This window comes from Halomonas sp. C10-5 (assembly GCF_057169305.1).
The window spans coordinates 1137971-1156393 of sequence record NZ_CP175665.1 but is presented as its reverse complement, the minus strand read 5'-3'; the positions used below and the strand labels follow the sequence as shown (position 1 = coordinate 1156393).

The 18423-nt window shown below is 69.2% G+C and carries 14 protein-coding genes; 2 read left to right on the top strand and 12 right to left on the bottom strand.

Annotated elements, in window-relative coordinates; all coding sequences use genetic code 11:
• Positions 1 to 21: 21 nt before the first annotated feature.
• The 5 genes from hrpA to ACJ7IV_RS05410 all read right to left on the bottom strand — a co-directional run bounded on the left by hrpA (position 22) and on the right by ACJ7IV_RS05410 (position 9205).
• On the bottom strand, positions 22 to 4047 hold the full coding sequence (gene hrpA / locus ACJ7IV_RS05430; protein ID WP_483866111.1) for an ATP-dependent RNA helicase HrpA: 4026 nt from the start codon (positions 4045 to 4047) through the stop codon (positions 22 to 24).
• A gap of 230 nt (positions 4048 to 4277) precedes the next feature.
• Entirely contained in the window at positions 4278 to 5984 is a 1707-nt protein-coding gene (locus ACJ7IV_RS05425) for an AMP-binding protein (RefSeq protein WP_483866110.1), read from the bottom strand.
• A gap of 127 nt (positions 5985 to 6111) precedes the next feature.
• Positions 6112 to 6915, bottom strand: coding sequence for a class II glutamine amidotransferase (locus ACJ7IV_RS05420; RefSeq protein WP_483866109.1), 804 nt, complete (start codon positions 6913 to 6915; stop codon positions 6112 to 6114).
• Positions 6908 to 8743 carry a VWA domain-containing protein gene (locus tag ACJ7IV_RS05415; RefSeq protein ID WP_483866108.1) on the bottom strand — a complete coding sequence of 612 codons (1836 nt, stop codon included), beginning with the start codon at positions 8741 to 8743 and terminating at the stop codon, positions 6908 to 6910. The genes ACJ7IV_RS05420 and ACJ7IV_RS05415 overlap by 8 nt, the downstream gene beginning before the upstream one ends.
• Before the next feature lie 33 nt (positions 8744 to 8776).
• Positions 8777 to 9205 (bottom strand): hypothetical protein, encoded by a 429-nt coding sequence (locus ACJ7IV_RS05410; protein WP_483866107.1) that lies wholly within the window; start codon positions 9203 to 9205, stop codon positions 8777 to 8779.
• Between the two features lie 45 nt (positions 9206 to 9250).
• Here ACJ7IV_RS05410 and ACJ7IV_RS05405 point away from each other — a divergent pair, with 45 nt between their 5' ends.
• Positions 9251 to 11338 carry a S9 family peptidase gene (locus tag ACJ7IV_RS05405; protein ID WP_483866106.1) on the top strand — a complete coding sequence of 696 codons (2088 nt, stop codon included), beginning with the start codon at positions 9251 to 9253 and terminating at the stop codon, positions 11336 to 11338.
• 43 nt (positions 11339 to 11381) lie between these two features.
• On the opposite strand, the gene ACJ7IV_RS05400 is transcribed toward ACJ7IV_RS05405, so the two are convergent.
• Genes ACJ7IV_RS05400 through dnaX form a run of 6 tightly spaced genes read right to left on the bottom strand, consistent with a single transcriptional unit; the run spans position 11382 to position 16239 of the window.
• Complete coding sequence (locus tag ACJ7IV_RS05400; RefSeq protein ID WP_483866105.1) at positions 11382 to 11828, bottom strand: YcgN family cysteine cluster protein; 447 nt, start codon at positions 11826 to 11828, stop codon at positions 11382 to 11384.
• Complete coding sequence (locus ACJ7IV_RS05395; RefSeq protein WP_483866104.1) at positions 11828 to 12139, bottom strand: YcgL domain-containing protein; 312 nt, start codon at positions 12137 to 12139, stop codon at positions 11828 to 11830. Before ACJ7IV_RS05395 ends, ACJ7IV_RS05400 begins: the two co-directional genes overlap by 1 nt.
• The gene (rnd, locus tag ACJ7IV_RS05390; protein WP_483866103.1) at positions 12139 to 13263 is read right to left on the bottom strand and encodes a ribonuclease D; all 1125 of its coding nucleotides are present in this window, start codon (positions 13261 to 13263) and stop codon (positions 12139 to 12141) included. Before rnd ends, ACJ7IV_RS05395 begins: the two co-directional genes overlap by 1 nt.
• 47 nt (positions 13264 to 13310) lie before the next feature.
• Entirely contained in the window at positions 13311 to 13916 is a 606-nt protein-coding gene (gene recR / locus ACJ7IV_RS05385; RefSeq protein ID WP_483866102.1) for a recombination mediator RecR, read from the bottom strand.
• A 2-nt stretch (positions 13917 to 13918) separates the two neighbouring features.
• Positions 13919 to 14248, bottom strand: a complete 330-nt coding sequence (locus tag ACJ7IV_RS05380) for a YbaB/EbfC family nucleoid-associated protein (RefSeq protein ID WP_161432671.1) — start codon at positions 14246 to 14248, stop codon at positions 13919 to 13921.
• A 20-nt stretch (positions 14249 to 14268) separates the two neighbouring features.
• Positions 14269 to 16239 carry a DNA polymerase III subunit gamma/tau gene (gene dnaX, locus ACJ7IV_RS05375; protein ID WP_483866101.1) on the bottom strand — a complete coding sequence of 657 codons (1971 nt, stop codon included), beginning with the start codon at positions 16237 to 16239 and terminating at the stop codon, positions 14269 to 14271.
• Between the two features lie 159 nt (positions 16240 to 16398).
• Between dnaX and ACJ7IV_RS05370 the strand changes: the two genes are divergently transcribed.
• Entirely contained in the window at positions 16399 to 17364 is a 966-nt protein-coding gene (locus tag ACJ7IV_RS05370; RefSeq protein ID WP_483866100.1) for a DNA-binding protein, read from the top strand.
• 3 nt (positions 17365 to 17367) lie between these two features.
• Here the strand turns inward: ACJ7IV_RS05370 and ACJ7IV_RS05365 are convergent, their stop codons facing one another.
• Entirely contained in the window at positions 17368 to 18417 is a 1050-nt protein-coding gene (locus tag ACJ7IV_RS05365) for a histone deacetylase family protein (RefSeq protein WP_483866099.1), read from the bottom strand.
• Positions 18418 to 18423 lie beyond the last annotated feature (6 nt).

The window sequence follows — 18423 nt, the reverse complement described above, 5'->3', positions numbered from 1 at the left end:
ATGACCGTTGCTCCCGGGCGCTCAGCCGCGCCCGGTGATCTCCGCCCAGCGCTTCTCGAGACGCTTGGCGGAGACCGGAAATGTCGTGCCCAGTTGCTGGGCGAAGAGCGAGACGCGCAGCTCCTCGATCCACCAGCGAAACTCGGCCAGTTCAGGCGGTACCACCCCGCCCCGTCGTTCGCTTGCCAGGCGAGCCTCGAGGCGGGCCTCGAACGACTGGACCTCCTGCATCAGCATCTGGTCGCGATTGCGCTCCCGCGGCGCCTTCTCCAGACGAATCGATGCCGCCTCCATATAGCGAGGATACGCCTCCAGCCACTCCCCCGCCTCACGGATAAAGCCGGGATGCACCAGGCGTGCCATCTGTGCCTTGAGGTCAGAGTAGACCAGCGCCAGGGCCAGATTGAGATTGCCCTTCAGCGCCTTGGTCACGGCCAGGTGCCCCTTGAGGGCCTCCTCGAGGATGCCCAGCAGGCGACGTGCCTCGGGAACCAGCGCCTCTCGGCCCTGGGCCAGACGGGCCACAAGCTCCTCGCTGGAGCGCGGCAGCGGATCTACCGCCACCACCTGGGCGAACACCGTGCGCACCAGGTCATCGGCGAACTGGCGCCTGCTGCCCACCTTGGCGAACAGCAGCGCACAGGTCTCCACCCCCGCAAGGCGCTCGATCTCGCGCACGACCTGGGGCAGTTCGCGCATGGCCAGGGCCACCACGCCATCGCGGTGCGCCTCGTGGGCCTTGTCGGGGTGGTCGAAGAGCTCCACCCGGAAGGCCTCGCCGCTGGGTACCAGGGCCGGGAAGGCCTCGACCCGGATGCCCGCCTGGGTGGTCACTCGCGACTCCGGCAGCCCCTCCGCGGGCAGGGTCTCCAGATCGTCGGCAACACTCGCCTCGCGAGCCAGGGCGCGGGCCCCCTCCCCCGCGGCGGCCTCGAAGCGCCGCTCCAGCTCCCGGGCATCGCGGCCCTGTCCCAGCGTCTGTCCGGCATGGTCGACCACGCGCAGGTTGATCACCAGGTGGGGCTCGAGCTGGTCCAGGCGCCAGTCATCGGGATGCACGCGCACCCCGGTCCTGCGCCGCAGGAACTCCCCCAGCGCCTCGGTCAGCGGCACGTCATCGGGGACCATGGTCTCCAGGGCGGCGTCGACCCAGTCGGGGATCGGCACCACCTGGCGGCGAATCGCCTTGGGCAAGGATTTCATCAGGGCGATGCACTTCTCACGCAGCAGGCCCGGCACCAGCCATTCCAGGCGGGCCAGGGGCAGCTGGGGCAGCATCGCCGCCGGCACGGTGAGGGTCACGCCATCGTCCACCGCGCCGGGCTCGAAGTGGTAGGCGAGCGGATAGCGCACCCCGTTGAGTGTCATGGCGTCGGGGTAGTCCGCCTGGGTCACCTCGCTGGCCTCCCGGGCCAGCAGAGCGGCACGGTCGAACTTGAGGATATCGGGGTTCTCGGCCTCGGCCTGCTTGCGCCACGCCTCGAAGCCCTTGCCGTTATGGATCCCCTCGGGGAGTCGCTCGTCGTAGAAGGCGAAGAGGGTCTCCTCGTCGACCAGGATGTCACGCTTGCGGGCGCGATCCTCGAGGTCCTCGACCTCCTCGATCAGCGCCCGGTTGTGGGCGAAGAATTCGCCGCGGGTCCGGAACTCACCCTCCACCAGGGCCCGGCGGATGAACAGCTCGCGGGCCTCGCCCGGGGCGATCGCCCCGTAGTTCACGCGCCGGCCACTGACGATGGGCAGGCCGAACAGGGTCACCTGTTCGCTGGCCACCACCTGGGCACGTTTCATCTCCCAGTGGGGCTCGGCGTAGCTGCGCTTGACCAGATGGCCAGCCACCGGCTCGATCCAACGCGGGTCGATCCTGGCCACGCTGCGCGCGAAGAGTCGCGAAGTCTCCACCAGCTCGAAGGCCATCAGCCACTTGGGGTTCTTCTTGGCCAGCCCCGAGCCCGGATGGATGACGAACTTGCGGTTGCGGGCCCCCAGGTATTCGCGATTCTCGGTGAGCAGGCCGAGATGCGAGAGCAGCCCCGGGAGCAGCGCGCGATGCAGGGCCACGCCACTCTGGCGCCGCGCCTCTCGAGCGGCTTCCGTCGGCTCGCCTTCCTCGGTCACGGGGAGAGGGGCCGGCGGTGGCACCTCGATCTGCATGTCACGCAGCAGCTGGCGCAGCTGGCGGAAGGTGTCGTGCCACTCGCGCATGCGCAGGTAGTTGATGTAGCGCTCCTTGCACCAGCGCCTGAGCTGGTTGCCGGAGAGCGCCTCGCGGGCCGCCTCGAAGCCGTGCCAAAGGTTGAGCAGCGCCAGGAAGTCGGAGTCGGGGTCCTGCCAGCGGCGATGGGCCTGATCGGCGGCCTGGCGCTTCTCCGCCGGGCGCTCGCGGGGATCCTGTACCGCCAGCCCCGCGACCACGATCAGCACCTCACGCAGCCCGCCCTGCTCGGCGCCGGCTAGCACCATCCGCGCCAGGCGCGGGTCGATGGGCAGGTGGGCCAGCTTGCGCCCGACGGCGGTCAGCCGCTGGGCCTGATCCACCGCGCCCAGCTCGAACAGCAGCTTGAAGCCGTCGGTGACGAAGCGCGAGTCCGGCGGGTCGACGAAGGGGAACTCCTCGATACTGCCGAGCTTGAGCGACAGCATGGAGAGGATCACAGAGGCCAGGTTGGTGCGCTGGATCTCGGGGTCGGTGAATTCGGGGCGAGCGAGGAAGTCCTCCTCGTCATACAGGCGAATGCAGACGCCCTCAGCGATTCGCCCGCAGCGCCCCTTGCGTTGGTTGGCGCTGGCCTGGCTGATCGGCTCCACGGGCAGGCGCTGGATCTTTGAGCGGTAGCTGTAACGGCTGATGCGCACCAGGCCGGGGTCGATTACGTAGCGGATGCCCGGCACGGTAAGCGAGGTCTCGGCGACGTTGGTCGAGAGCACGATGCGTCGCCCGGTGTGGGGGGCGAAGACGCGATTCTGCTCGGCATTGGAGAGCCGCGCGTAGAGCGGCAGGATCTCGGTGCCACGCAGCTCGGCACGGCGCAGGGTATCGGCGGTCTCGCGGATCTCGCGTTCGCCGGGCAGGAATACCAGCACATCGCGGGGGCCATGGCGCCAGCCCTTGTCGCGCTCGATGCGCTCGATCTCCTCCACGGCATGCAGGATGCCCTCCTGCAGGGTGCGATCCTCCTCGTCATCGGTGTCACGCACAAGCGGGCGGTAGTGTACCTCCACCGGGTAGGTGCGCCCGGAGACCTCCACCACCGGGGCCGGTGCGGTCTTGCCGCTCTTGTCCGGCAACGCGAAGTGCGCGGCGAAACGCTCCACGTCGATGGTCGCCGAGGTGATGATCACCTTGAGGTCGGGGCGTCGCGACAGCAGGCGCCGCAGGTAGCCGAGCAGGAAGTCGATATTGAGGCTGCGCTCGTGGGCCTCGTCGATGATGATCGCCTCGTAGCGGCGCAGGTCTGGGTCGTGGCGAGTCTCGGCCAGCAGGATGCCGTCGGTCATCAGCTTGACCAGGGTGTCATCGCCGCTCTGGTCGGTGAAGCGCACCTGATAGCCCACCTGCTCACCCAGCGGTGTCTCGAGCTCCTCGGCCAGGCGCGTGGCCACCGAGCGGGCCGCCAGGCGCCGCGGCTGGGTATGGCCGATCAACCCGCGCCGCCCCAGGCCCAGCTCCAGGCAGAGCTTGGGGAGCTGGGTGGTCTTGCCGGAGCCGGTCTCGCCGGCCACCACCACCACCTGGTGGTCGCGCAGGGCCGCCAGGATATCCTCGCGGCGCTCCACCACCGGCAGTTCGGGCGGGTAGTTCAGCGTCACCGGCCGCGCCGTGCGCCGCGCCACCAGGCCGGCAGAGCGCGCCATGGCCTTCTCCACCTCGGCCAGACCGCGGTCCACCGGCTTGCCCTCCTTCAGGCGACGCGCCAGCCCCTTGAGGCGCTTCTCGAGGGTCGGGCGATCGCGCAGCAGCACGCCATCCAGCCCTCGGCGCAGCTGGCGCAGGCGGTCGGCATCGGACAGGTGGTGGGGGGTAACGGCAGGGGTCTCGTCGGACACGGCGACTCCGGTCAGGGCTGACAATAACGCCCGCGCCGGAGGCTCCGGCGCGGGCGGTTCATTGTAACGCCGCGGCCATGGCGGCGGCCAATCACCGGCATCAAAGAACGACTTTCGGCGTTGGCCGGCTCGCTCGAGGCTGTTCCGGCGATAGGCCTTCGAGGGGGCGCTGTGAATACCTCCTTGTACGCTACCTCGGCCGTCCCTGGTCCTCGGACCCCCTCTCCGACCTATCCCCGGCGCCTCTCGCTTTCGCTACCCGTGCCGGTCTTCTCCCGCTCCTCGTCGCGAAGCTGACGGCGCAGCACCTTGCCCACATTGGTCTTGGGCAGCTCGTCACGCACCTCGACGGTGCGCGGCACCTTGTAACCGGTGAGCTCCTTCTTGCACCAGGCGCGCAGCGCCTCGGGGTCGATCTCCGCGCTGCCGCGGGGCACCACGAACAGCTTGATCGCCTCGCCGCTGGCCTCGTCGGGTATTCCCACCGCCGCCGACTCGAGCACGTCGGGGTGTTGGGCCACCACATCCTCGATCTCGTTGGGATAGACGTTGAAACCCGAGACCAGGATCATGTCCTTCTTGCGGTCGACGATGCGGATATAGCCGTCCGTGTCCAGCACCGCGATATCGCCGGTATGGAACCAGCCCCCCTCGTCGATCACCTGGGCGGTCTCGTCATCGCGGTTCCAGTAGCCCTTCATCACCTGGGGACCCTGGACGCAGAGCTCGCCCGCCTCGCCCAAGGCCAGGTCGTTGCCGTCGGCATCCACCACCTTGACCCGGGTACCGGCCACTGGCTTGCCGATGGTCCCCAGCCGGATGGCATCCACCGGATTGAAACTGACCACCGGTGAGGTCTCGGTGAGCCCGTAGCCCTCGGCGATATCACAGCCGGTGACCTCCTTCCAGCGCTCGGCCACCGGCTTGGTCAGCGCCATGCCCCCGGAGATGGTCAGGTGCAGCCTGGAGAAGTCCAGCGAGCGGAAGTCCTCGCGGTGGCAAAGCGCGTTGAACAGGGTATTGAGGCCGATAAAGGCGGTGAAGGGCACCTTGCGCAGCTCCTTGACGAAGCCCGGCAGGTCACGCGGATTGGTGATCAGCAGCGAATGGTTGCCGGTCTCCATCAGGAACAGACAGTTCACCGTGAAGGTGTAGATGTGATAGACGGGCAGCGGCGCGATCACCACCTCATGGCCGTGATCGAGGCCGGGACCGATGGCCTGGCCGGCCTGGAGCATGTTGGCCACCAGGTTGCGATGGGTGAGCATGGTGCCCTTGGCAAGCCCCGTGGTACCGCCGGTGTACTGCAGCGCGGCGATGTCATCGAGGTCGCGCTCCACGTCGTGGTGCTGGCGTGCGGCGCCCTCCTTCAGTGCCTGTCGCAGCGGCGTGTGTCCGGGAAGCCGGAAGGCCGGCACCAGCTTCTTGACGTGCTTGACCACCAGGTTGATCAGCGGCCGCCGGGGAAAGTCATGGAGGTCGGCCAGTTCGGTCACCACCACGTGCTGGATATCGGTGCGCTCGAGGATCTTCTCGAGCTTGTCGGCCATGTTGGCGAGGATCACGATCGCCTTGGCGCCGGCGTCCTTGAACTGGTGGGCCATCTCCCGCTCGGTGTAGAGCGGGTTGGTGTTGACCACCACCAGCCCGGCACGCATGGCGCCGAACACCGCCACCGGAAACTGCAGCACGTTGGGCAGCTGGATGGCGATGCGGTCGCCTGGCTGCAGGGTGGTCTCGTGCTGCAGCCAGGCCGCGAAGTCGCCGGAGAGACGATCCAGGTCGGCGAAGCTCAACGTCTGGCCCATGCAGCTGAAGGCCGGCTTGTCGGCATACTTGCCCACCGCGGCGTGGAAGATATCGGTGACCGAGCGGTACGCCTCCATGCCTTCGAGCTCGGGGCCTTCGAGAATGGGGGCGTGGGCATGTTCACTCATGACGTGTCTCCGCAATATCGCCGATGCGCCATCGACGCTTGTTGTTTTCCCGTGGCTACCTTACTACCGCGCCTGGAGCGCTGTAAAACGATCGATTCAAACTATCGTTTGCAGCGCTCGCCGGCAACTATGCCGACGCCGGGTGATTGCCGAAGCGCGCGCAGATCTGGCCGTCGCGCCACACCAGCAGCTCACCGGGCACCATGCGCTCCCAGGCCTCGTTGTCAGTCAGCGGTTCGGTGGCGATCACCGAGACAATGTCGTGGGTGGTGGTGTGCTCGGCGAAATTCACCGTCAGCTCGGCGTCGGAGAGGCTGGCCCTGCCGAAGGGGGCTCGCCGGGTTATATGCGCCAGCTTCGTCGAGCAGAAGGTGTAGAGGTAGTCACCGTCGGCCAACAGCAGGTTGAACACGCCCAGGCCCCGCAGCCGCTCGCAGAGCTGGTGCAGCAGCCGCCACAGTCCCTCGCGCTGCTCGGCACTTTCCGGACGCTCCGGGAAGCGCTGGCGCAGCTCGCCAAGCAGCCAGCAGAAGGCGTGCTCGCTGTCGGTGTCACCCACCGGCCGGTAGAAGGTCAGCGGCAGCGATTGCCAGCCGGCGAGCTGACCATTGTGGGCATAGCACCAGGGCTGACCCCACATCTCGCGCACGAAGGGATGGGTATTGGCCAGGCGAACCTGGCCGACATTGGCCTGGCGAATATGGCTGATCACGATATGCGACTTGATCGGGTAGTCGCAGATCAGCCGGGCGATGGGCGAGCGCACCGAGGGGTGCGGGTCGCGAAAGTCGCGATAGCCGCCCTCCTCGTAGAAGGCGATACCCCAGCCGTCGCGATGCGGCCCGGTGCCCCCGCCGCGATGCAGGAAGCCGGTGAAGCTGAAGCAGATGTCGGTCGGCACGTTGGCACTCATGCCCAACAGTTCACACATGCGGATCCTCCCGATGGGCGTGGCGTCGCTGGCGGCGGCGGCCACGTAGCATGAGCAGCAGTAGTGCCACCAGCAGCAGGCCTGCGGCCACGGCCCAGGCCAGCGGCCGAGCGGCCAGTGCCGCGAGGTGCGGAAGCCAGCTCGTGCGCCAGCGCTGGATGCCGGCCGCAACGAGTTCATTGAGGGTAGCGACGAGGCGTTCCACGGTCCCATCGGGCGCCTCGTCGGCGCCGTGCCCAGTGGTGAGGTCCTGATGGAAACGCTCGGCGGAAAGCTCGCCATCCGCGGCGGCCAGGTCGAGGCCGGTAGCCGACTCGGCAAACAGCACCAGGCGTGGCAGGCGCAGCGCATGGGTCTCTCCCCCCAGCTCTACCTCGGCACCCAGCAGCAGCGGACGACTGACGCTGTCGTCCAGTTCGGGGAGCGCGATCGTCCAGCGCCGCTCGCCCAGCGGTTCGACGGCGAGGCGATCACCGGCGAGCTCGGCCCAGGGGCGGGTGTTGGCGTGCCCCAGCTCGGGGTGGCGCGCCGCCACCACCACCCGCTGCGACTCGGGCTCATGGCTTGCCACCAGGGGGGCCAGCAGGTTGATCGCCTGGACGCGCTGTCGGACAAAGCCCTCGGCCTCGGCGCTGATGACCAGGCTGGCGGTGCCGGGCAGCGAAGGAGGCGGCAGCACCCCGCGGAAGCGCTCGCCATCACGTGCAAGGGTCGCCGCCGACTGCACCTCGCCGTCGTCGGCGACGAGTTCGGCGCGCAGCTCAAGCTCCTCGAGTTCGCCATCGAAGGGCAGGCCATTGCGCGCAAGCCACGCCTCCACCGGCAGCGGGAAGCCCAGGAAGGTCGTGGCCGGCAACTTGCCGGTACGCAGGGCCAGCGCCGAGGCGACCCCGATGCGACTCTCGCCGGTGATCTCGCCCTCGACGCGCCACTCGCCGGGGCTGGGCTCGGGCACCCGCAGCAGGTCGAAGCGCGGCTCGACCTGCCAGCGACCGCCCGGGGGCGGAGTGGCGGCGCGATACTCGCTGCCGTCCGGGCCCACCAGGACCAGCGGCTCGGCGCCGGGCTCGTGGAAGAGCAGCGCCGAGAAGGACTCGATACCCGGCTCGATGCGAAATTGCCCGTTCGCAAGGGGGATGCTGTCGGCGGGGAAGATGCGTTCGACGATATCCAGGAAGGCACCCAGCAGGCTCTCGGGAGAGGCCACCAGGGCCGGCAGGCCACCGGTCGTGCGCGAGAGCGATTCGACCAGCGCCATGTCGGCCTGGTCGGAGAAGGCGATGGCGTGGACGACCACCCCCTCGTCGGCCAGGCCCGGCGCCAGCTCGTCGAGCAGCCGACGGCGCGAGGCGTCATCCACCCCGGGCTTGGCGCCGCGGGAGGGCGACAGGTCGATCACCCCATCGGTAAGAAGTACCAGATGACGCCAGCCGTCCGCCTCGGGGGCCGCTGCGCGGCGCACCGCGCTCTCGATATCGGTGTAGGGCTGCACGCCGGCGAGGCGCGGACGCAGCTGGCGGGCGTCGGCGCGCCAGTCGCCATCCACCTCACCCCGAGGCAGGGGGTTGGCCACGGTCTCGCCGAAGGTCCACACGCCGGCGGTGGTTCCCTCGGGCAGCAGCGAGACCAGTAGCTCCAGGGCGCTGGCGCTGAGCCGCTCGGGGTCATTGGCGCGCATGCTGCCGGAGACGTCGATGATGACGCGCACTTCCGGCCGGCTCTGCACCGCCTGTGCCAAAGCGGTAGGGGCCAGCAGCGCACACAGGCAGACAAGCACCAACCAGACGCCGATGCGCCGTCCTGCCAAGCCCCGGGCTCTGCTGGCCATCCTGGCCTCCTTAGTCAATCACCCCTGGTCGAACTAGCCGATCACCGGCTCCCGGCGCTCGGCACCACGCCGATCATCGGCATCATCCTCGGGCTCCTGCCTGACTTGCGCCCCACCACGCCGCCTGCCAAGCCACCACAGCAGCAACCCGAAGACAGCCCCCAGCCCCGCGCCCAGCAGCGTGAGGGTCAGGGCCGGCATCAGCGCCTCGGTATTGCGTTCGAGGAAGGCCACCGTCGCCACGACCACCGCCGGCGCGAGACCGGTGTAGAAATCCCCCTCCTCGAGCAGCGGCAGGCGGAAGCGCGCCGGCATCCACATCACACCCGCCACCAGCCAGGTGATCGGCAGCCGCAGCAGTCGCGGCAGGAAGGCCAGCCCCAGGTAGCCGGTGAGCAACACCACCAGCGACAATACGCCGTAGCTCAGCCATAGTAGGCTCATCGATTCGGTAATAGGCATTGCCACCTCACTTTTCTCTCATCCGAGTATGGTACATCCCGAGCAATGAAAGCACAGCCGCCGCAGCACCCCGACCGCCCTCTTTCCTCCCCGGTTTCTCGCTTCCGCCGTCCGGACGACCCCGAGTGGCACTGGCTGGAGGCGCGCGAGGACCCGGAAGTAACCGGCTTCCTGGAGGCCGCCAATGCCGAGTGCGATGCCTGGTTCGCCCCGCTGGAGGAGCTCGTCGAGCGCCTCTACCACGGGCACCTGGCACGTCGCGAGCTCGCCGTCCACGGCCTGCGCACGCCGCTGGACCACTATACCTACTGGAGCGAGACCGCCGCCGATGCCGACTATCCGGTGTGGTGGCGTCATCCCAATGGCAAGCCCGACCGCGCTGCGCCCTTCCTCGACCTGGAGGCCCGAGCCGCGGCCCACGACTTCCTCGAACTCGGCGACATGGCCCTGTCGCCTGACGAGCGCTGGCTAGCCTGGACCGAGGACACCACCGGCGACGAGATGTTCGACCTCTTCCTGGCTCGACTCCCCGACGGCGAGCCCGTGCGCCTGCTGGAGGGCATTGGCGCCGAGCTGAGCTGGGCCGAGGACGATGCCACCCTGCTGTTTACCCGTTACGACGCCACCCAGCGCCCCGAGAGCGTATGGCGCCTGGGGCTGACCGAGGGCGAGGCGGACGAACCCGTGCTGGTGCTGCGCGAGGAGGACCCGGAATTCTGGCTGGGCCTGGGCAAGACCCGCTCCCGGGAGTGGCTGGTGCTGGAGAGCGCCTCCAAGGACACCAGCGAGTGCCACCTGATACCGGCCCATGCCCCGGCCACGCCACCGCGCTGCTTCCGTCCCCGGGAGAGCGGCGTGGAGCTCGCCCTGGACCATCGCCCCGGGCACTTCTACCTGCTGCACAACCGCGGCGCGACCCATTTCCGCCTCGACCGGCTGGCGGAGTCGCGCCTCGACAGCGGCGCCGACGCCGAACGCTGGCAACCGCTGATCGCCCACCGCAACAGCCATACCCTGGAGGGCGTCGACGCCTTCAGCTGGGGGCTGGTGATCACCGAGCGCGACCATGACGAGGCCCAGGTGCACCTGAGGGTCATGGAGTTCGACCCCGACCACGCCGTCACCCGGGACGAACGCCTGCCGCTGCCGGAAACGCCATGCAGTCTGGCGCTGGGCGACGAGCCCCACTTCGACAGCCGCCGCCTGCGCCTGCGTGAAGAGTCCTTCGTGCTGCCGGTCAGCTGGATCGAGCACGACCTGGACAGTGGCGCGCGCCGCCTGCTCAAGCAGCAGCCGATCCACGGTGACCTCAGCCCCGAGCAGCTCGCCTGCGAGCGGCTGTGGGCGACCTCCCACGACGGCGAGCGCATCCCGGTCTCGGTGGTGATGCGCACCGACCTGGTCGGCCACCCGTTGCCGACCCTGCTCTATGGCTACGGCGCCTACGGCGAGGTGCTGGATCCCTGGTTCTCGGTGGCCCGCCTGGAGCTGCTCTCCCGCGGCGTGGCCTTTGCCGTGGCCCACGTGCGCGGCGGTGGCGACCGTGGCGAGCCCTGGTACCTGGCCGGCAAGCTCGAGCACAAGGCCAACAGCTTCCGCGACTTCCTGGCCGCACGCGACGCCCTGGTGGAGCACGGCATCGGCGACGGCGAGCGCATCGCGGCCTACGGCGCCAGCGCCGGCGGCCTGCTGGTGGGTGCCAGCCTCAACCTGGCACCGGAGGCCTTCTGTGCAGCAGTGCTCGACGTGCCCTTCGTGGACGTGCTGCGCACCATGGAGAACCCCGACCTGCCGCTGACCACCGCCGAATACACCGAGTGGGGCAACCCCGACGACCCCGATGCCCGGCGGCGCATCGGCGCCTACTCACCGCTGGACAACCTCGCCGAGGCCCCCTACCCCACGCTGTTCCTGCAGGGCAGCTGGCACGACACACGGGTGCCCTACTGGGAGCCGGCCAAGCTCTATGCGCGGCTTACCGAACTGGGCAGCGCACGCGGGCCGGTGCTGCTGCGCACCGACATGGCCGCCGGCCACGGCGGTGCCTCGGGTCGCTTCAAGGCATGGCACGACGGCGCCCGCCAGGACGCCTATATCCTCTGGGCGCTGGGCGTGGTGCACCTCGAAGCCTAGCCTGCCGCGCAACGGGGGGGAACCGACGGCTGCCCCCGGACAATCAATCGATGGGTATCACCGCGATGATATGGTCCTCGTATTGCTCCTCGGGGACCCCGCGGCTGGAGACGGCGAAGCTGCGCACGCTGACGCCCTTGCGATGGACGCGCTCGGGGTCACCGCTGAGCAGCGGATGCCAGGCGGCCAGCTTGCGCCCCTCGGCGACCCGACGGTAGGCGCAGGAGCGCGGCAACCAGCGAAACTCGTCCACCCGCTCCGGCGTCAGCTGGGTGCACTCCGGCACCCGCGCCAGACGATTGGGATAGTCGCTGCAGCGGCAGCTGTGGATATCCAGCAGCTCGCAGGCCAGGTTGAGCACCGCCAGTTCGCCGGTCTCGTCATCCTGGAACTTGAGCAGGCAGCACTGGCCGCAGCCGTCACAGAGCGACTCCCACTCCTCGGCGGTGAGCTCCTCGAGGGGATACTGCTCCCAGAACCGCTCTCGCATCAGTACCTCGCCTCGGTGGGGGTGCGGTAGAGATCCAGCAGGTACTCCTCCTTGGCGGGAGGCATCTGCAGGTAGAAGCCCTTGTCGCGGATCGCCTGCATCACCTCGTCGGCGCGGGCACGGCCCAGCCGCTTGTCGGGGCTGAGGATCAGCATCATGGCCGGCTGCGGCTTGCCGAAGCGCGCAAGCAGCGGCTCGGGCACGCGCTCCACGCCTTCGCGCTTGTCGACGTAGAGATACATCTCCTCCTTGAGCGGACTCTTGAACACCTGGCACAGCAGCCGATTACCGGATAGACGGTCGTCATTCATCACGCTAGCTCCTCCAGGGCCTTCACCAGGCCCGCATTCAGGCGTTCGCCGCGCCAGCCCTGTGGCAGGGGCAGGGCTTCTCCCTCCAGGTGGGCGGTCAGCAGGGCTTCCAGGTCGCGGCGACGCAACAGCACCTCCGGGGCCAGTCCCAGCGCCTCGGCCTCGGCATTGACCACCTTCTTCAGCGCCTTGATGCCGCGCTTGAACTCGGGCTCCATGGGTGACGGCAGCTCGCCGGGCAACTCGGCCGCGTCGCAATGCCGCGCCTCGGCTACCAGAGCCAGCAGGGTATCGCCGTCGCGCTTGACCAGGCTCGGCTTGACGTCCTCGAGCCGCGAGAGCTCGTAGCGGTTCTCCGGCATCGCCTCGGCGATGGCGAACAGCACACGGTCGTGAACCAGCCAGCCCCGCGGCAGGTTGCGGGCACGTGCCTCGCCTTCGCGCCAGGTGGTCAGTCGCCGGTAGGCCTCGATCTGGCGTGGCGCCAGGCGCCACAGCTGGCGCTGGCGCAGGTACCACTGGCCGTCGGCGGCCACGCTGCGCTCGGCCTGGGCCAGCATCGCCTCGCCGTCGGCCTCCAGCCAGTCGCGGCGCCCCAGGCGCTCGAGCTCGCGACACTGTTGTTCCCACACTTCCACCAGGTAGACCACATCCAGGGCGGCGTACTGGCGCTGTGTCTCGGAGAGCGGGCGCACCAGCCAGTCGGAGCGGGTCTCGTCCTTGGGCAGGCTCTCGCCGACCCAGTGCTCCACCAGCTTCTGGTAGCCCATGGCGGGATTGTCGCCGAGCAGCCCCTGGGCGACCTGGGTATCCACCAGCGGACGCGGCGTCACCCCAGCCCAGCGCGTGAAGACTTCCAGGTCCTCGCTGGCGGCGTGCAGCAGCTTGAGCGGGCCCTCGGCCAGCAAGCGGCGGAAGGCATCGGTGCAGGCCACGGCCTGGGGGTCGACCAGCCAGGCCGGGCCTCCGGCGGAGAACTGGATCAGCGCCGGCACCGGGTAGAAGGTGTTCTCGCGGAAGAACTCGGTATCCAGGGCGATGACATCTGCCTCGGCCACCGCCTGGCAGGCGGCATCCAGGGCCTCGGGGGTATCGATCCAGTGAATCTCGGGGGTCAGGGGCATCGGGGTTCCGGCAGTGTTGAAAGGGAATGAGGCGAGCGGGCGTGGGCTCAGTCGCCTCGGAACGGCAGGCGGCCATTGAAGGCACGGCTCAGTGTGCCACCGTCGACATACTCCAGCTCGCCTCCCATGGGCACACCATAGGCGAGGCGCGACAGGCGTATGCCGTGGGCCGTGAGCTGGGCGGCGATATAGTGAGCGGTGGCCTCGCCCTCGACCGTGGGGTTGGTAGCGAGTATCACCTCCTCGACCCCCTCCTCGGCGACCCGCGACTCGAGGGCGTCGAGGCCCAGGTCCTCGGGGCCGATGCCGTCGAGGGGCGAGAGATGGCCGTGCAGCACGAAGTAGCGGCCGCGATAGCCGCCGGCCTCCTCGATGGCGAGCTGGTCTGCGGGCGACTCCACCACGCAGAGCAGGCCATCGTCACGACGGGCACTCTCGCACAAAGCGCATACCTCATCCTCGGTGAGGGTACGACAGCGCCGGCAGTAGCCGACGCGCTCCAGGGCATCCTCGAGCACCGCGGCCAGGCGCCGCCCACCGTCGCGGTCGCGCTCCAGCAGGTGCATGGCCATGCGCTGGGCGGTCTTGGGCCCCACGCCGGGCAGCACCCGCAGCGACTCCATCAACTTCTCGATGAGGGGGGAGAAGCTCATCGTCAGAACGGCATCTTGAAACCGGGCGGCAGATTAAGGCCAGCGGTCGCCTCTTCCATCTTGGCCTTGGAGTTGGCCTCGACCTTGCGCACGGCATCATTCACCGCGGCGGCCAGCAGGTCCTCGAGCAGCTCCTTGTCCTCCTCCATGACGCTCTGGTCGATATCCACCTTGCTGACATCGTGGCGGCCATTCATGGTCACCTTGACCATGCCCGCGCCCGCCTCGCCCAGCACCTCGGCGCGGGCGACCTCCTCCTGGACGCGCTGCATCTTCTCCTGCATCTCCTGGGCCTGCTTCATGATGTTGCCCATTCCACCCTTGTTGAACATGGTGTGTCCTCTCTGGTCGTCTAATGTAGGTCGCCGGCGGGTTTCACCGTGGACTCGATCAGCCGGGCGCCGAAGGCCTGCTGAAGTTGCTGTACATGGGGGTCGCTCCCCAGCGCCTCAACCGCGGCGGCATGACGCTGGGCCGCCAGACGTTCGGCCTGCTGGCGGGGAGTCTCGAGGCTCGACGGAATCTCGCCCTCCTCGACCACCAGCCGACGCGGGACGCCGTGCTCGGCCAGGGCTTGCTGCATGCGCTCGATATGAACCTCGGCGCGCATGGCGGAAAGGGTCGGGTCGAGGCGCAGCTTCAGCCGCTCGCCGTCATCCTCCTCCACCACACAGCCGGCGGCCAGGTTGCGGGTCAGGCCACCCAGGCCCAGCGCCTCGAAGCCGGCCAGCCAGTCGGCATGGCTGAAGCGACCATCCGCTGCGTTTGACACCGCCGCCCACTCGGGTTCCACGGCGTCGGGGCCGGCGGCCTGGTCGGCCGATGGGGCGGCAGGCGGTGGGGTATCCTCGGCGCGGGCGGAGGGCCCGAGCGGTGCCGCGTCGACGCGCGGCGTAGGCGGCCGGGATGCCGCAGACTCTGGCTCTGGCTCTGGCTCTGGCTCTGGCTCTGGCGGCGATGATGTTGCCGGCGCCGGCATTGGGTCTGACTCGGGTGCCGGTTCGGCCTCGACCCAGGGCGGCGGCGCGACCGATTCGGCGGGAGGCTCGCTCGGCGGCGGCGGTTCCAGGGAGCTCGATTCGGGAGCCGGCGCCGCAGACGCCCCGGACGGGGGCACCCCGCCAGCCGCCTGGCCCTCCGACTGGCGGGCGGCCGGCGTCGACCCACCCTCCCCGGGCGTGCCACGCAGCGGCAGTGGCGTCGTCGCCGGCCGGGGCACGCCCTGGGGGCGGAAGGCCAGCATGCGCAGCAGGGTCATCTCGAGCGCGGTGCGCAGGTCCGGGGCACTGGCCATGTCGCCACGCCCCTGGATACCGATCTGGTAGTAGAGCTGCACGTCCTCGGCGGTGAACCGCGAGGCGAGCACCAGCAGCGCCTCGCGATCCCCCTGGGCGTTGTCCAGGGCCTCGGGCACCATCTGGGCGATGGCCAGCCGGTGCAGCACGGCGGTCACCTCATCGAGCACACCGGCGAAGTCCGGGGCGCGCTCGGCAAGGTTCGCCACCTCGGCGAGCAACCGCGCGGCATCCACCTCGGCCAGGGCCTCGACCAGCGCCAGCACATGGCGCTGGTCGAGGGTGCCCAGCATGGCCGCCACGTCGGCATGCTCGACGCGCCCCTGGCCGAAGGCGATGGCCTGGTCGGTGAGGCTCATGGCATCGCGCATGGAGCCCTCGGCGGCCCGCCCGAGCAGCCACAGGGCGCTCTCCTCGAAGGGCACCGACTCGGCCTCGAGCACCTTGGCGAGGTGCTCGACGATACGCTCCGGCGGCATGTGCTTGAGGGTGAACTGCAGGCAGCGTGACAGCACCGTGGGAGGCAGCTTCTGCGGGTCGGTGGTAGCCAGCAGGAACTTCACATGGGGCGGCGGCTCCTCCAGGGTCTTGAGCAGCGCATTGAAGCTGCTGGTGGAGAGCATGTGCACCTCGTCGATCAGGTACACCTTGTAGCGCCCCTGGGTCGGCGCGTACTGCACGTTGTCGAGCAGTTCGCGGGTGTCCTCCACCTTGGTGCGCGAGGCAGCGTCCACCTCGATCAGGTCAACGAAGCGCCCCTCGTCGATAGCCCGGCAGCTGTCGCACTCGCCACAGGGAGTGGAGGTCACGCCCTCGTCGCCCCGCCCACCGGCAGTGCAGTTGAGGCACTTGGCGAGGATGCGCGCCAGGGTCGTCTTGCCCACCCCGCGGGTGCCGGTGAACAGGTAGGCGTGATGCAAGCGCCCCTGGTCCAGCGCATTGACCAGCGCCCGCTGGACGTGCTCCTGGCCGACCAGTTCATGGAAGGTGCGCGGTCGCCACTTGCGGGCCAGAACCTGATAGCTCATGCGGCGCGATATCCTTGCGGGAAAACGAAAGCCGGCGAGGCCGGCATGAAGCCTTCATTCTAGCGCCCGGGGGACGCCGCGGAAAGCGAGCCACCATGCCCGCCGCCGCGCGGCTGTGCTAGTCTGGCCGCCACTGGCCATTACAGGGACGACGACACCATGAGCCAACCCCAAGACCCCGACCACGCCGCCGCATCGATCACCTACGCGCAGGTCGCCGCCGCCGCCGAAAACCTGGAGCAGCGTGGCGCCGAGCCGACCCTGCAGCGGGTGCTGGAGCTGCTCGGCACCGGCTCGCCCAACATTGCCCAGCGACACCTGAGCACCTGGCGTGACGCCCGTACTGTCCCCGAGCCGCCTGCCCCGCGGCTCCCCACGGGGCTGATCGACGCCCTGGAGAAGGAGCTGGCGGCGCATGCCGAGAGCGGCCTGAGCGAGGGCCAGCGACTGGCCGAGGAGGCGCGCGCCGATGCCACCACCCTGGCCGAGATCGGCGAGGCCCTGGAGCGACGTAACCTCGAGCTGGAGCGGCGTCTCGAGCAGGTCGAGCGCGAGGCCAGGGCCACCAGCGAGCGCTGCAGCGCCCTGCAGGCCGAACGCGACGGCCTGCGCGACGAGCTGGAGCGTGAGCAGCAGCTGGCCCGGGAGGCTCAGGAGGGGCTGATTCAGCACCGCCAGCAGGTGGCCATGCTGCGCGAGCAGCTGGACGAGGCCCAGCAGGCGCGCCTGAGCGCCGAACGCGAGACGCGTGCCGTGGACGAGGAGCGAATCAAGGCCGAACGTGCCCAGGCCGTGGCGGAGAGCCAGCGCGACGGCGCCCTGGAGCAGGCTCGCGAGAAGGCCGAGCAGATCGGCCAGCTCAAGCGCGAGATGCAGGAGGAGCGCGCCCGTCAGCGTCAGGAAGTCACCGAGATGCGTGCCGAGCAGAAGACACGCCTGGACGCCGTGGAGCGCGCCAAGCAGGAGGCGCAGAAGCAGGCCCAGGAAGCCGCCCAGCGGGCCACCAAGGCGGAGATCCGTGCCGAGGCGCTGCAGGCCACCCAAAGCGCCCTCAAGTCCCGCATGGACGCCATGCAGGTGCAGCAGCGCCAGCGTGGCATGCGCTCCCAGGGCGAGCGGGAGTAAACCCTAACTCCGCTTCCCGGCCTGGCCCTGCTCGAAGCCGCCGAGCACGTTGGCCACATTGATGCCGATCTCCTCCACCGCATAGCCGCCCTCCATCAGTACCAGGGTGGGCAGGCCCAGCGCCGCCAGACGGCGACCCATCTCGGTGAAGTCTTCGCTTGCCAGGGTGAAGGCACTGATCGGGTCGCCCGCGAAGGTATCCACCCCCAGCGAGACGATCAGTAGCTCGCAGCCCGCCTCGCGGATGCGCTCCTTGGCGGCCTCCAGCACGTGGAACCAGACCTCGGCGCTGCTGCCTTCCGGCAGCGGATAGTTGACGGTATAGCCCGCCCCGTCGCCCTCGCCCACTTCGTCGGCATGGCCCATGAAGTAGGGGAAGCAGGTCATGGGGTCGCCGTGGATCGACACGAACAGCACATCGCTGCGCCGCTCGAAGATCTGCTGGGTGCCGTTGCCGTGGTGGAAGTCCACATCGAGGATCGCCACCCGTGACAGGCCCGCATCCAGCGCCCGCTGGGCGGCAACCGCGGCATTATTGAAGAAGCAGTAGCCGCCGAACTGGTCCACGGCGGCATGATGCCCCGGCGGGCGGCACAGTCCGAAGGCCGGCTCACCACTCGCCAGCACATGGTCCAGCGCCGAGAGCGCCACATCCTTGCTGGCCATGGCCGCCTCGAAGGTACCCGCGCAGATCGAGGTATCCGCCCCCAGGGCGTAGTGACCCAGGCGCCCGTCGACGCAGCTGGGGATGCGCCGCCCCGGCATGGTCCGGGTAGGCCAGACCCAGGCGATCGCCTCGCCCTCGCGCCCCAGCGCCCGCCAGTCATCCCAGCAGTTCGCCAGGAAGTCGACGTAGTCGGCGTCATGTACCGCCAGCACCGGTGCCAGGCCGTGCTCGGCGGGTGCGAACACCTCGCCGACCCCCGCCTCGCGCAGGCCCGCGAGGATCATGTCGACCCGCTCCGGGCACTCCCAGGGCGGCACCAGCTGGCCGCCATCGAGTTCCGTGCGTGCCCGGCGCGCCTTGGTGGCGTCTGAGTGATAGATACGCATGGTTTG

What these genes read in the sequence shown, in the direction of transcription:
- ACJ7IV_RS05415 (WP_483866108.1), bottom strand. Translation starts at nt 8,743, where the DNA reads ATGGCCAGCAGAGCCCGGGGCTTGGCAGGACGGCGCATCGGCGTCTGG.
- recR (WP_483866102.1), bottom strand. Translation starts at nt 13,916, where the DNA reads ATGAGCTTCTCCCCCCTCATCGAGAAGTTGATGGAGTCGCTGCGGGTG.
- ACJ7IV_RS05405 (WP_483866106.1), top strand. Translation starts at nt 9,251, where the DNA reads ATGAAAGCACAGCCGCCGCAGCACCCCGACCGCCCTCTTTCCTCCCCG.
- ACJ7IV_RS05425 (WP_483866110.1), bottom strand. Translation starts at nt 5,984, where the DNA reads ATGAGTGAACATGCCCACGCCCCCATTCTCGAAGGCCCCGAGCTCGAA.
- ACJ7IV_RS05410 (WP_483866107.1), bottom strand. Translation starts at nt 9,205, where the DNA reads ATGCCTATTACCGAATCGATGAGCCTACTATGGCTGAGCTACGGCGTA.
- ACJ7IV_RS05420 (WP_483866109.1), bottom strand. Translation starts at nt 6,915, where the DNA reads ATGTGTGAACTGTTGGGCATGAGTGCCAACGTGCCGACCGACATCTGC.
- dnaX (WP_483866101.1), bottom strand. Translation starts at nt 16,239, where the DNA reads ATGAGCTATCAGGTTCTGGCCCGCAAGTGGCGACCGCGCACCTTCCAT.
- ACJ7IV_RS05380 (WP_161432671.1), bottom strand. Translation starts at nt 14,248, where the DNA reads ATGTTCAACAAGGGTGGAATGGGCAACATCATGAAGCAGGCCCAGGAG.
- ACJ7IV_RS05395 (WP_483866104.1), bottom strand. Translation starts at nt 12,139, where the DNA reads ATGAATGACGACCGTCTATCCGGTAATCGGCTGCTGTGCCAGGTGTTC.
- rnd (WP_483866103.1), bottom strand. Translation starts at nt 13,263, where the DNA reads ATGCCCCTGACCCCCGAGATTCACTGGATCGATACCCCCGAGGCCCTG.
- ACJ7IV_RS05400 (WP_483866105.1), bottom strand. Translation starts at nt 11,828, where the DNA reads ATGCGAGAGCGGTTCTGGGAGCAGTATCCCCTCGAGGAGCTCACCGCC.
- ACJ7IV_RS05370 (WP_483866100.1), top strand. Translation starts at nt 16,399, where the DNA reads ATGAGCCAACCCCAAGACCCCGACCACGCCGCCGCATCGATCACCTAC.
- ACJ7IV_RS05365 (WP_483866099.1), bottom strand. Translation starts at nt 18,417, where the DNA reads ATGCGTATCTATCACTCAGACGCCACCAAGGCGCGCCGGGCACGCACG.